This window comes from Reichenbachiella versicolor (assembly GCF_003171675.1).
Lineage (GTDB): Bacteria > Bacteroidota > Bacteroidia > Cytophagales > Cyclobacteriaceae > Reichenbachiella > Reichenbachiella versicolor.
Window position 1 is genome coordinate 821,024 of the sequence record NZ_QFZQ01000001.1, and the last position, 14,282, is coordinate 835,305.

At 36.8% G+C, this 14,282-nt stretch carries 10 protein-coding genes; 3 read left to right on the forward strand and 7 right to left on the reverse strand.

The window, feature by feature from the left end; translation table 11 throughout:
• Nucleotides 1–198 precede the first annotated feature (198 nt).
• From DKG80_RS03325 to DKG80_RS03345, 5 genes are all read right to left on the reverse strand, one after another.
• Nucleotides 199–1,338, reverse strand: a complete 1,140-nt coding sequence (locus DKG80_RS03325; protein WP_221409038.1) for an MBL fold metallo-hydrolase — start codon at nt 1,336–1,338, stop codon at nt 199–201.
• 644 nt (nt 1,339–1,982) lie between these two features.
• On the reverse strand, nt 1,983–2,654 hold the full coding sequence (locus DKG80_RS03330; protein ID WP_162555657.1) for a uracil-DNA glycosylase family protein: 672 nt from the start codon (nt 2,652–2,654) through the stop codon (nt 1,983–1,985).
• 1 nt (nt 2,655) lies between these two features.
• Nucleotides 2,656–3,240: a bifunctional nuclease family protein gene (locus DKG80_RS03335; RefSeq protein ID WP_109829861.1), complete on the reverse strand. Its 585-nt coding sequence runs from the start codon at nt 3,238–3,240 to the stop codon at nt 2,656–2,658.
• A 92-nt stretch (nt 3,241–3,332) separates the two neighbouring features.
• A complete protein-coding gene (locus DKG80_RS03340) occupies nt 3,333–4,283 on the reverse strand; it encodes an electron transfer flavoprotein subunit alpha/FixB family protein (RefSeq protein WP_109829862.1) in 951 nt (316 codons plus the stop codon).
• Between the two features lie 29 nt (nt 4,284–4,312).
• Complete coding sequence (locus DKG80_RS03345) at nt 4,313–5,050, reverse strand: electron transfer flavoprotein subunit beta/FixA family protein (RefSeq protein ID WP_109829863.1); 738 nt, start codon at nt 5,048–5,050, stop codon at nt 4,313–4,315.
• 410 nt (nt 5,051–5,460) lie between these two features.
• Between DKG80_RS03345 and DKG80_RS03350 the strand changes: the two genes are divergently transcribed.
• Both DKG80_RS03350 and DKG80_RS03355 read left to right on the forward strand, forming a co-directional pair.
• A complete protein-coding gene (locus DKG80_RS03350) occupies nt 5,461–7,341 on the forward strand; it encodes a sulfatase family protein (protein WP_221409039.1) in 1,881 nt (626 codons plus the stop codon).
• Between the two features lie 188 nt (nt 7,342–7,529).
• The gene (locus DKG80_RS03355) at nt 7,530–10,034 is read left to right on the forward strand and encodes a hypothetical protein (RefSeq protein ID WP_109829864.1); all 2,505 of its coding nucleotides are present in this window, start codon (nt 7,530–7,532) and stop codon (nt 10,032–10,034) included.
• A gap of 94 nt (nt 10,035–10,128) precedes the next feature.
• Here the strand turns inward: DKG80_RS03355 and DKG80_RS03360 are convergent, their stop codons facing one another.
• A complete protein-coding gene (locus tag DKG80_RS03360; protein WP_109829865.1) occupies nt 10,129–10,923 on the reverse strand; it encodes an SDR family NAD(P)-dependent oxidoreductase in 795 nt (264 codons plus the stop codon).
• A gap of 235 nt (nt 10,924–11,158) precedes the next feature.
• Nucleotides 11,159–11,473: a DUF1330 domain-containing protein gene (locus DKG80_RS03365; RefSeq protein WP_109829866.1), complete on the reverse strand. Its 315-nt coding sequence runs from the start codon at nt 11,471–11,473 to the stop codon at nt 11,159–11,161.
• Between the two features lie 280 nt (nt 11,474–11,753).
• Here DKG80_RS03365 and DKG80_RS03370 point away from each other — a divergent pair, with 280 nt between their 5' ends.
• Nucleotides 11,754–14,246, forward strand: coding sequence for a PIG-L family deacetylase (locus tag DKG80_RS03370; protein WP_109829867.1), 2,493 nt, complete (start codon nt 11,754–11,756; stop codon nt 14,244–14,246).
• The last annotated feature ends 36 nt before the right edge of the window (nt 14,247–14,282 follow it).

Sequence of the window (14,282 nt, forward strand, 5' to 3'; positions counted from 1 at the left end):
AAGTAGGGATGGGGAAGAGTTCATTTAAGTTAACGAATTCGACTAATATATTAGTGCTTTACAAAAGAAAACTATTCTGCATGCCTACTACTTTTTGAGAAAGTACCGGATTTCAAGTCCTTTATTTTGAATTTTTATTGGAAATTATGCCGATAAATCAGCTATTCATAGAGTAGAGAGATCTAATCATTTTTTGACTTACTGTACAGTTTTCCACCAATGATCAAACTTTTGATCTTTGCCAATCAATATTTCTTCACCGATACGAGGTGTTTTAATATCGATGCCATGCTTTAGGCTAGCAGCTAGTACTCTGTCAGCGCTGTTATACCATTCATGATTGGCCAAAGTAAAAGCGCCCCAGTGAATTGGAATTAAAGTTTTTCCTTTAAGATCAATATGGGCTTGGACAGTCTCTTCAGGGAACATGTGAATATCACTCCATAATGAGTCATATTGCCCACATTCCATTAGACATAAGTCAAAAGGACCATGTTCATCTCCGATTTTTTTGAACCCATCAAAATATCCAGAGTCCCCACTAAAATAGATTTTATTCTTTCCTTCAATAACCCATGAGCACCAAAGAGTTTTGGCTCGATCACTAAGTCCTCTTCCGCTGAAATGCTGTGAAGGAGTACATACGAACCTGATTCCATCAATATTAGTTTCTTCATCCCAATAGAGCTCAGTGATTTTTTCGCTGGGAACGCCCCATCCTTCAAGGTGTGATCCTAATCCCATAGGTACTAAAAAGTGCTTAGCCTTGTTCTTGAGTTTAAGTACCGTAGGGTAGTCAAGGTGGTCATAGTGGTCGTGAGAATAGACAATTAAATCAATTTCAGGGAGGTCTTCTATTGCTATGGGAATAGAATCAGAGTTATAATACCTCTTTCCTGTTAGATAAGGAAGAGGGGCAGGGTATTCACCAAACATAGGATCCAGAAGTATGTTTTTATTGTTCATTTTCAGATAGAAAGATGAGTGCCCATACCAGATGGCAGAGCTAGTAGAGTCTGCTATGTTTTCTACTTCTTCCTTAGACCATCTTTGTACTGGGACATTATTAGCAGGTCTACCGTTTGGGTTTCCTTTGAGCATTTTTGAAATCATCTTTTTATAATCCGAAAAGGAGAATTCAAGCTTTACAGGAGATAGGTTTACAAAATTGTCATCTTTATATGTTTTCAACGTTTTAATCTTTTCTAATCTTTCACCGCTTGGTTTAGCTCCGAATGAAGGGTAGAAGTTGATAATTAAAATGCCAATAAGCACTAAGGTGCTTACAATGCTCAAAATTGTTAAAAGCATATACTTTATGATTTTTGAAATACTCATCTAGGAAATACTAAAGCCAAAACGAAATCGGCTATTCATATGTTTTTAGTTAAGCTAAACTATAAAAAGTCTACTAAGGAGGGAAAGAAGAATTCTATCTGTATAAATCCAATACAGAAATTAAGAAATCGTATTTTACGTTGATTTGGGCTCAAGTAGAAAAAAAGGACTGCTCTATGAACAGTCCTACACATTTTTTACTTGAATGAAGTTGTACTAAGCCAACACTTATCTTTAAAATAGGCTGGTTTTTGGTATCAAACTAAAATCAGGTATAAGGCTACACTTGCTGCTTTGAAAGCAATGGCATAGAATAAAATCGATGTTTTAAGAGCTTTAGTTTCCAAGGGCTATAATAGTTTATTTTACGATTCAAATTTAGATATTGATTGAATTAAATCAATGGGTATAATCACGTAATATAGAATATAAGGGTTTTACTTATTTATGATTATTTAAAGATAAAATTAGTAATCGGTTATTTATTTAGGATTTATCTAATAATTAAAGCTTCTTTTAAAAGGGGTTTAGTATCTCTTTGAATGTATTTTTATTGTATTATTTTAATAAGTGGTATTATTCCAAGAAAGACTTGTTGGTAAATTATGTGATAGGTTAAGGTGTTGGTTTTAATGTGCAGTATTTCAGTTGGTTAAGGGTAGTTTTTCTTTGTATTCTTCTAGAAAAATATGCTTTGATTTTAATCTGTATTGCATGACCCATCTTGGATGTGGTAAAGATTCGATCTTTTCGAAGAAGTTGTGTTTTTTGTTGACGTATTTCAGGAATTTTATATTTTCTCCTTTACCAATACTATAGGCTATGGAAGTATCTATGTTGAATTGCAACTGAGCTTTGATCCACTGAACCACAGACTCTTCAAAAATCTCCTTCCAACCCTTGATATCGTAGTAGTTTAGGTTTTTACCGTCAGATATATAGCCAAGAGGAGAAATTCCTGTTATAAAATAGTTGGCGTAGAAATTTTTTGGGCCACCTATAAAATTAATCATTTCGTAGACGAATTTTGAGCTCAATTCGTGCCTTTTTGGAAATGGATTAGTGATGCCACAAAAATCTTCCATACAGATCGGGTCGGTAAATGGAGCACCAGTTAATCCTCCTCCTAGTCTACCAGGATTGATCCCAAATAAGATTTTACGAAAGTTATTATCGTTATAAAACTTATGGTAAAAAGCTTCTGTAGTATCCCAACCTTCTTTCGTGATATAAGGGTTAAGAGTTTCCACATTAGCAGGAAGTAAATCTGGAGGAGTTAGGGATTGGTAGAAATCAAGTATCTGATTAGCTATCAAATTAATTCCTTTTATTTAGTTCGTCTCTGATTAGAGCCGCTTTTTCATAGTCTTCATTTTGAAGAGCTTCTTCCAGCATACTATTCAGTTTATCCAGAGATTGGTTTTTAAGCTCATCGTTTTCTTCTTCCTCTTGATCAGCTGCTACCGTTTCCAGTTCATCTTCTACTTCGTCAGTTACTAAGATACCAGCTTCTTCCATTACTTTTTCATTAGTATAGATTTCAGCGTTGAACCTAATACCTATAGCAATAGCGTCAGAAGGACGAGCGTCTATCTCAACATTATTGCCACTGGAGTCTTCACAAATGATTCTTCCAAAGAAGACACCTTCTTTAAGGTCAGAAATGTATATTTCTTTGACATCAACATTGAAGTGTCCTGCAAAAGATTTGAAGAGATCATGAGTCATTGGTCTGTTAGGGGAAATCTTTTCAATTTCAATAGCTATAGCTTGTGCTTCAAACATTCCTATAATTATTGGTAATCGTCTGCTGCCATTGCTTTCTCCTAATACTAGTGCGAAAGAACCTGATTGAGCGTGACTAGATGATAGTCCAATAATTTCAAGTTTTAATTTATCCAATGCTTCTTAATATTAAATGCAAGTACCCACGCTGAGCCTAGATACTTGCCAAAATTCTAACTTTTAAGGTAACTAGTGTTCCAACTATTGGATTAACTAATTGCCTTGATAGCTTCAGTTAATTTAGGAATCACCTCAAACGCGTCGCCTACGATACCATAGTCCGCCGCTTTGAAAAATGGAGCTTCCGGGTCTTTATTAACTACTACGATATATTTCGAAGAGTTGACCCCAGCAAGGTGCTGAATAGCTCCTGAGATTCCGACCGCAATATACAAGGAAGGCGCAACTTTTATACCTGTTTGACCAACATGTTCATGGTGTGGACGCCAATCCATATCCGATACAGGTTTACTACATCCTGTAGCTGCACCTAAAGTAGTAGCAAGTTCCTCAATCATACCCCAATTTTCTGGGCCTTTTAGACCTCTTCCGCCAGAAACTACTAAATCGGCCTCTGGAAGTAGAATCTCTCCTGTTGTTTTATTTTGTGAAGTGATTTTGGCCTTGAAGTCTGTGTCAGTTGATGAAGGAGTAAAGGATTCTACTGTAGCAGCGTTACCATCTTCTTTGATGCCGATGGCATTTTTCTTTATGCTTATCACCTTTTTGTCTTCAGTTAGTTTAGTGATCGCAAAAGCTTTTCCTGTATATATGCTCGTTTTTACTGTGAATCCATCGGAGGTATCAGGTAATTCTATTACGTTGGACGCTAGAGAAGCACCTTGTTTGATAGCAACTCTGGCAGAGATCGGATCGCCTAAAGAGGACTTACTCAAGACAAGAGTATCTGCACCAATAGACTCCATCGCTTCGGATATTGCACTGGAGTATGCCTGAACATTGCCTAGATGGTATTTTTCGTCCGATACATGCAAAACCTTACTAGCTCCAGAGAGACCAGCTTTTGCTAATTCTTCGACTGATATCTCACCAAATGCGATGGCGGTAACGTCACCAAGTTGAGCTCCATAACTTATTGCTTCCAGTGACGATTTTTTTATTGTTCCTTCAGTTATTTCTATAAATACTAATATTGACATTTCGTTATAATTCTTGGGTTGTACATTGATTATATGACTTTTGCCTCATTCTTGAGAAGGTCTACCAGCTCTGATACGTTATCCGCATCAATCATTTTGACAGCACCCTTCTCTGGTGGTAGCTCGTAGTTTTTGAACTCGGTTTTGGTCGTATTAGCCGATGGCTCCTTGACTTCTAGAGGCTTGGTTCTTGCTGTCATAATTCCTCTCATGTTTGGAATCTTCCATTCAGCAATTGGCTCTTGGCATCCAAGAACTAGAGGTAATTCGGCTTGGATAGACTCTTTTCCTCCTTCAATTTCTCGTGTCATTTTAGCTGTCGCATCTTCTATATCTAAAGTCATCACAGGAGATATCGATGGGATTCCTAAAATTTCGCCTACCATACTGTGAACAACTCCACTATTGAAGTCGATAGATTCTCGACCCATTAGTATCAAGTCATATTGACCTTCTTTGGCAATAGTTGCTATTTCATTAGCAACAAAGAAAGAATCAGTTGGGATAGCATTTACTCTGATAGCGTCGTCTGCACCGATCGCTAATGCTTTTCTAATCGTAGGCTCTGTCTCAGCTTCACCGACATTTAAGGCTGTAATAGTTCCTCCTAGTTGCTCTTTCAATTCAACAGCCCTAGCTAATGCATAATCATCATAAGGTCCAATGATAAATTGCACGCCAGTTTTATCAAATTGAGTGTCATCTTCAGTAAATGCAATACGGGATGTAGTGTCAGGTACGTGTGTAATACAAACAAGTATTTTCATAATCAATAAAGAGTTGAAGTTGTATTTAATTAATCAGACGTTCTGAATGATCATTTACTTAAACTAAACAATCATTTAGATATCACTTCTATTTAAAACGGAAAATACAAGGTTTAGGCTTAAAATATAGAAGAGATCAATTTTGATAGAATTAACTTCTGGATTGGTCTTAGTACTATTCATTTATAGCTACACAGTGTTGTCAATTGAGTATTGCCAGCTTAGTTAAAATAAAAATTGCGGTATTTAATTGGCTTAACTTTTGCTGAATAGACTCAACATATCCTGAATTTTAAGGTTAGGCGTGTGGTGTAATATTAGATATTAACAGGGGCATTTTAGACATCATATGTATATGTCCCTATTGCTCACAGAATCTTCTTAATTTGCCAAGAATTGAATAGTAATATATGATGAACAGAAACACTTTAAACTTGTTTTCAATATTGAGTCTGATCCTTTTGACTCAATTTGTACAACCATTAGAAGCTAAACAAGATCGACCTAACATAGTATGGGTTGTATCCGAGGATAATTCAGCTAACTGGTATAGGTTATACAATCCAGAGAATGGTGCTGCGATGCCAAATATTGAAAAGTTAGCGGAACACGGCTTAGTATTTAACGATGCATATTCATGTGCTCCAGTTTGTTCTGCGGCAAGAAGTACTATTATTTCAGGTTGTTACGGTCCAAGGTTGGGATCTCATTTTCATAGAAACCAAGGTCCAGTGACTATGCCTAAAGGGTTAAAAATGTTTCCAGCTTATTTAAGAGAAGCAGGTTATTATACTTCTAATTGCCACAAAGAAGATTATAACTTCAATAAGGATGAAAAGATAGGAGTATGGGATGAAAGCTCTAAGAGAGCATCGTATAGAAAAAGAGCAGAAGGCCAACCATTTTTTCATGTTCAGAATTATCATAGAACGCATGAAAGTCAAATGTTTAAAGGCCTACCTGAAGGAAGAACGCCTGTAGTAAAGAAAAGTGAGGTTCAATTGTTTCCTTACCATCCAGATACAGAGTTATTCAGAGAGAAATACGCTCAGTATGTAACTCTAAATACTATAGTAGATGAAGAGATAGGTAGACTAATCAAGCAGCTAGAGGATGACGGTTTGATGGATGATACATTTATCTTTCATTATGGAGATCATGGAGGAGTATTGCCTGGAGGAAAGGGGTATGCTCACAATGACGGTTTGCAAGTAGCTATGGTCGTTTATGTACCGGAGAATTGGAAGCACCTAGCACCTGCCGCTGCAGGGTCTCGTGTAGATGGAATGGTCGAGTTTGTGGATTTGTCTGCTACTGTATTGAATCTTGCAGGGGTTGATGTTCCTGAGCAAATGGATGGAAAGCCATTCTTAGGTAAAGGAGTTACTACTGAAAGTCTCAAAAAGGATGATGTAGCTTTTGGATATGCAGATAGATTTGATGAGAAGTATGACCTAGTTAGATTCTTAAGAAAAGGGAAGTATACTTACTGGAGAAGTTATCAGCCTTTCAACTACGATGGATTATTTAACGAATACCGTTACAAGCAGCCAGCATTTAGAGAATGGAGAGACATGGCTTGGAGTGGTAAATTGAATGAAGTGCAAGGTGCTTTTTATGAGCCGAGACAGCCTGAGCAGCTTTATGATCTTGAAAGTGATCCGCATGAAACGAACAACTTAGCAAACGATCCGAAATTTGCGTCTGTATTAAAAGAAATGAGAAAAGAGGTTCAGAAAAGGGTAAAATGCATGAACGATTTGAGTTTTATTCCCGAATCTGAGTTTCTTAAGAATAGTAGTGGAGACGGAGAGGCGTATGGAAATGAAAATTCAAGCAGAATTAGTGATTTAGTGGATATTGCTGACTGGCAATTACTCAGTTTTAAGAAAGTAAAAGGTAAACTTAAGTCTGCTCTAGAAATGGATGATCCTTACAAGCGGTATTGGGCTTTGATTAATTGCAGTGCCTTTGGTAAAGAAGCTGCTATTTTCTTACCCAAAGCGAAAGAATTGGCTAAGAATGACCCAAGTCTCTTAGTAAGAACAAGGGCAGTTGAATTTATTGGTTTAGTAGAAGGAACTGAAGGGCTAGCTCCTCAAGTAATGGATATTTTATCAAAGAGTACAGATCCAGTTGAAGTCAATTTGATTTTGAATACAGTGGTTTTGTTAATGGATGGAGCTGGTTTAGAGCTTCAAAAGGCTGAAATTGAAAAATCACAATGGTCTAAGATGGAAGGAAAAGTAGTGCCTCGTAGAGTCGAGTACTTACTATCTAAGGCTAAATAAGTAAATGGTCTATTCATTGTACTATGATTAGACCGTTTAAGATGTTATAATGTGTTGATTCCCAATATTGTCTTGATTTTAACAGTTTTGGGAATTTTCATTTAGAATAAGTTTTGAAGAATATCTTTTACTTATTATCACCAATAAAATCTAGTCATAAAATTATGATTGTTTAACTATTACTTCGAATGAAAAAGTCCATCTATTTAGCCATGATATTACTGGCGTTTGTGAGTTTGTTAATTAGTTCAAAAAGCAAGCTGTTGGAAGATAAAGTAGCTTCAACTTTCTTGAACTATCAAAAGTACAACGCACAAGAAAAAATCTACCTCCATTTTGATAAACCTAATTATGCCAGTGGTGAGACTGTTTGGTTTAAGGTTTATCTACGTAATCTAAATGGTCTGATGAGATCAAATTTGAGTACCACTGTTTATGTGGAGCTAATTGATGCTGAAAGAACTGTTATAGATAAGAGATTAATTTTTGCTGGAGACGATTTTGGAGCAGGAGATTTCAAACTGAAAGATGATTTGTCATCAGGTATTTATAGTGTTCGTGCGTATACCAACTGGATGAGGAATTTTGATCAGAGCTTGTTTTTTGAAAAAGATATTAGAGTCACTTCTGTTGGAGATAAAATAGCTATTGAGACTAGTCAAAAAGGCTCGCTATCAGAAGAGGTTAATGAAGAGCAGCAGGTGGCAGAAGAATCTAGTAGAGGTGAAAAAATAGACGTTCAGTTTTTTCCAGAAGGTGGACAGATGGTTAATGGTTTGACATGTAGAGTTGCTTTCAAAGCTGTTGGTAAAGATGGTAGCAGTGTTCAGGTTTCAGGTGAGCTTTTGGACGGTAAGAATGAAAAGGTTAGTGATATAAAGACTGTACACTCGGGAATGGGTAATGTGTTTTTATTACCAAAAACAGGAGAAGAATTCACAGCGTTGATTACTGAAGTCAATGGTAAACCGACTAGTCAAAGGTTTACCTTACCTAAAGTTCAGCAAGCAGGGTATACACTTACTACAAGGAGCAAGGCTAATGGAGATGTATTGGTACAGATTCGTGCATCTAACAATGATGATTTGTTGAATACTACTTTGGCAGTAACTCAGGCTGGGGAACTGTTGATTGTAAAGACTGTTGACGAGTCTAAAAAAGCGCATAATTTCAATATTCCAGTTAGGTATTTGAATGATGGGATTGTTCAACTAACACTGTTTGATGATCAATTGAGACCAAGGTCTGAGAGACTGGTTTTTGTATATCAGACTCCAAACCAAATCAATACTTCATTGCAGGTTTCTAAAGACAGGTTCAAAAAAAGAAGCAAGATTGAAGTTGATGTCGCTATTAGAGATAAAGAAGGTAACCCTTTGAACTTCGATGGTTCTTTGTCCGTGGTCAACGAAGAACATGTTAATCTGATGGATAAGAAATCAAATATTGTCTCACAACTTTTATTGACTTCTGATCTTAAAGGGAAAATAGAACGGCCAAGAGAGTATTTCATGGATTTTAGTCCTGATAAAGCTAAAAGACTAGATCTAGTGATGTTAACCAATGGATGGAGAAGGTATAGTTGGCAGGATATGTTGGTTTATGAGCCAAAGTTTCCTGATTTTCAGATTGAAAAAGGAATTACTTTCCAAGGTTCTACCACAGGCTGGGTATCTACCCAAAAGGAAGTGCAGACGCAGATTACTGCAACTGCCTTTGCTAGTCCTATGATCAGCGACACACTAGTTACTTATGCTAATGGAAAGTTCTTCTTTTCGGGCTATGTGTTCTTCGATACGCTGGATTTTTATTTCCAAGCTAGAAGGTTCAATGCTAAGAAAAATACTGCCACTAGAGCTAACAATGTGAGTGTGAACCTTGAAGAGAAGACCCCGCCACAAGTGGAAGAACTAGACATATTGCCAAGTTCGATATCTGCCGAAACTATTGAGAAAAACAGACAAGCAAGAATCAAAGCTGCTAAAATAGATTCAGCTTTCGCAATGGCTAACCGGACGATTATCCTAGAAGGAATTGTCATAGAAGACGAAGAGATCAAAGAAGATGAAGAATGGGTAATTCACTCATATGCTGATCAGACTCTGAGCATGGATGATTTAATTCCTACTGGTACTATGTGGGATTTGATTAGTTCTAGACCTGAGTTTATCAGGATAATGAGATTTCTTCCTAGAGATCCTATATTGGGTGACTCATCAGGCGGTGATGGTTTTGTAGTCAATGGTATAGTGTTTATTCTGGACGGCTTTGAAGTGTCACTTGATCAGTTGACATCGATCCAGCAGTCAGAGATCAAAAAGGTAGACGTTTTATATGACTTTGAAGCGACGGTATATAATTCAAGAGCATTCAATGGAGCGGTAGTGATGTTTTCAGATCCAAATAGGTCAGTAGAAACTATTGTAAAAGGGATAGGGTCATATACACATCCTGGTTTCTACAATAAAAAAGAGTTCTACTCACCTAACTACGATGTGCCATCAAAAGACCATGCCAAAACAGATATGAGGTCTACCTTGTATTGGAATCCTAATTTGAAACCATCAGAAGATGGTCAGATCAAAGAGGTGTTTCACGCAAATGATGTATCTGGGCAATATTATGTCGAGGTGGAAGGAATTACTGATGGAGGGAAGCCTTTTACTGTCTATAGTAGATTGGAAGTGAGATAGCGTATTTATCTAACATCCATTGTTGTACAAAAAAGTTAAGGGTGTTTTGTCCATGGACAAAACACCCTTATTTATAATCTGGTGAGCTAGAAGTTTATTTTATAACCTTATCGGTGACATCTAACAAATCTTTTATTTTACTTGGATTATAAGCATCAGGGTGAGCTTGTTTATATCCGCCTGAGTCATTGTCAAAATACTTTCCTGATTTGTCAGCATGTTGCTCTCCCGTAGCCAATTCAAACAAAATGTTACTGCCCTTGTCAGGAGTAGACCAATAATCACCATAAGCTTCCAATGCCATTTTGGTTTTAAGTAATGAGCCTGGGTTAACTGCTATAGTAATGATATCTGGATGTTTTTCTGCAAAGTCAAAACTCCACATAGTCAGTGCTAATTTGCTTTGAGCATAACTTTGACTAACTCCAATTGTTACCTCGCCTGTAAGAACACTCTCTGTAACTGGTGATTGAGCTGCAGAACTAAGGTTAATTAATCTTGGCGAATTGCCATTTTGAAGTAAAGGTAAAAGTTCATTGGTAAGAGTGTACGGTGCTAAATAGTTGACCATCATTCTTAGATCCAAGCCATTCGGTGCTTTAACATTTGGGCTTTTAAATACACCAGCATTATTAATCAATACGTCCAACTGATCAGTGCTTGCCTTGATGCTATTACTTAATTCCTTGATCGAGGCAAAATCAGATAAGTTTCCAACAAAACCTTCAATATTCTCATTATTCGACTCTTCTTTGACTTTTTTGACCGTCAAATCTACTTTTTGCTCATTTCGGCCATGTACAAAAATCCTATGGCCTTCTTTCGCTAATTCAATAGCTACTAGCTTACCTATGCCATCAGTGCTTCCAGTGATTAATATTGTCTTCATTTTAGTATGTATTCAGATTGTTGATGAAATTCTACTATTATTTTATTGACTACTTTTCAATTCCTTCTTGAGCTAAGGATCAAATAGCGTATTCAATTTATTGTAAATGTTTGATGCTGTATCAAAAGTCAGAAAAGTGTTTCATCGATAAAATCGAAAAATATAGGGCTTAATATTCCCTTTATTAATTACTCAATATGATGATTTCTTCTTTTGAAACAGCATCAGTTGACCTCTATGCAAGGTCGTCTTTTGCTTCAATTAGATAATGATGGCTAACAGATCCATTAGTTCTAGCCTCTAAATGAGGAGCGTACCCCGTGTCATTCATAAAATCAAGAGCAGCTTGTTTTGAAGGCCATTCAATGATAATTCTTAAAGCAGCTTCTTTTGTTTCTCCTTCTAGTTGCTCATGAGATCCAGTACGTGCTAAATATGTTCCTCCATATTTAGCTACTAGTCTATTAGCTGGTTCTAAATAGTCGGGAATCCAGATATCAGTAGTAGGAGTTACATCTAGTACTGAAAAGAATTTCTTTGAATTTTCCATTGTTCTACATTTTGATTGAACAAAGGTCACTTTTCTTAAAATGGAAACTATTGTTAATATATTGGTATGTGTTGTATTTGTATTGGTTTTAGTCTCTTTTTTAGTGTTTTTAAATATCTTAAAGTTCTTTTTAGGTCTTTTTGGTGAGTTTTAAACCTTTTATTGTACAGTTAAATTACTTGCTTTAAGTTTGGGCTAATTCACAACCTCCACCTATTCATTTCGTTTTGTTCCATTCCTGCCTGATCAGAATTATAATTGCGATCTCAATTAAATAAGTATGAAGATAAAATTCTTGATGCTGGCAATATCAATGTCAGTATACCAAGCTTTTGCGCTAAAACCTAAGTCTTACCCTTCTTCGCAGATTCAGCATATGCTGAATAAACTAGAAGTGCTAGGTTCAGTTTTGTATGTAGCAGCCCATCCAGATGATGAAAATACAAGAGTAATTAGCTATATGGCTAATGATCGACATTATTACACTTCGTATCTATCGGCTACTCGTGGTGATGGAGGGCAAAACTTGATAGGTCCTGAGATTCGTGAATCGCTAGGCGTGATTCGAACGCAAGAATTGCTAGCAGCTCGTAGAACTGATGGAGGAACCCAATATTTCAGTCGAGCAAATGACTTTGGTTATTCCAAGACTCCAGAGGAGACGTTTGAGATTTGGGACAAGCAGCAAGTGCTGGAAGATTTTGTAATGACAATTCGTAAGCATAAACCAGATGTGATCATCACCAGGTTTCCAGAAGATGGAGGAGGAGGACATGGTCACCATACCGCTTCTGCTTTGTTGGCAGCTGAAGCATTTAATCTAGCTGCTGATGATAAAGCCTTTCCAGAATCTGCAGCGATATATGGTACTTGGCAGAGTAAGCGTTTGTTTTTCAATACAAGTGTTTGGTTCTACAGAAGAACGAACTCGAAAATGGACACTGCTAAATTCTACACTATAGATATTGGGAAATACAATTCGCTTTTAGGAGAGTCTTATTCTGAGATAGCTGCTAAGAGTAGAAGTCAGCATAAAAGTCAAGGTTTTGGTACCATAGGTACTCGTGGTAAACAAACCGAATACTTTGAATTCTTGTATGGAGAAAAACCAGAAGGAGCACCTTCAGAGGTGGATTTGTTCCAGTCGATTGATACTTCTTGGGATAGGTTAGATGAAACTAAATCTATCTCTAAGATAGTTTCAAAAATTAAGTCAAATTTCAATCCAGCAAATCCTTCAGGCATCGTTCCTTCTTTGGTTACGCTTAGAAAGCAAGTCAATGTATTAGAAAATGAAACTTGGAGACTTAGAAAACTAGCCGAAATAGATGAGCTAATTTTAGCCTGTTCAGGTCTATATGTAGAGGCAGTAGCTTCTGATTATAGCTATACATTAGGAGATGCTATAGATTATACTTTGGAAGTGGTCAATAGATCTTCAATCTCAATGAAATTAAAGGAAGTATCTATCGGATCAGAGGTATCAGTAGAGATTGATTCGCGCCTAATTGATAATGCTAAATTCAGCCAGAAAGGGGAATTAAAAATTCCAACTGACTATTCGTACACAAACCCATATTGGCTGGATGAACCGGGAACAGTAGGGATGTATGTGGTGAAAAATAAAATGCTTATCGGAACTCCAGAGAACCAACCAGCATTTACTGTTCGATTCAGACTCGATATAGAAGGACAAGAAGTAGTTATCCGTACTCCTTTGATTTATAAAAAAAGAGATCCTGTACGAGGAGAGGTTTACAAACCTTTAGAAATCGTTCCTCCAGTAATGGTCAATATTTCTGATCCTGTATATGTGTTTGGGAATGGATACTCCAAGAATTTAGAGGTCAATGTTTTGGCAGGTAAGTCAGGAGTAAAAGGTCAAGTAAAATTGGACGTTCCTAAAGGCTGGAAAATTGAACCTCAATCTTTTGAATATAGTTTGAAACAAAAAGGGTCAGAGAAATCTTTCACTTTTAAGGTTTCACCTCCTGATACGCAGTCAGTGGGATATGTATCAGCCATAGCTAGTTACAATGGAAAAAACTTTGATAAAAGTATTGTCAGAATAGAGTATGATCATATTCCAAACCAGATCATTTTGCCTGAGGCTAAATCTAAGTTGGTAAAAATTGAGTTGGAAAAGAAAGGCCAAAACGTAGCTTATATTAAAGGAGCTGGAGATCAGATTCCAAATAGTTTGCGTCAAGTAGGTTATACTGTTACAGAGCTATCCAATGACCAGATTAAGACTGATGTATTGAGTCAGTATGATGCAGTTATACTAGGAGTAAGAGCCTTCAATACTAATGAATCACTCAAGTTTCATACTGAGGATTTAAAAGAGTATGTGAAGCAAGGTGGGAATGTGGTAGTACAGTACAATACTTCACATGCTTTAAAGACAAAAGATATTGCGCCCTATGACCTGACATTGTCAAGAGATCGAGTGACAAAAGAGGAAGCTGAGATTAAAGTATTGGCTCCAGATCATCAAGTATTGAATTTTCCTAATAAGATAACCCAAAAGGATTTTGATGGATGGGTACAGGAGCGAGGATTGTATTTCCCTAATAAATGGGCAGACGAATTTACACCTATATTATCTAGTCACGATCCAAATGAACCCGCCCGTGACGGTGGATTATTAGTTGCCAAATATGGAAAAGGATATTATGTCTACTCAGGCTATTCTTGGTTTAGACAGCTGCCTGCTGGGGTGCCTGGAGCTTATCGTTTGTTCACAAACTTGATTTCAATCGGACAAAAATAAATGAACTGGAAAAGGATTTATATAGCTGTAGTACTA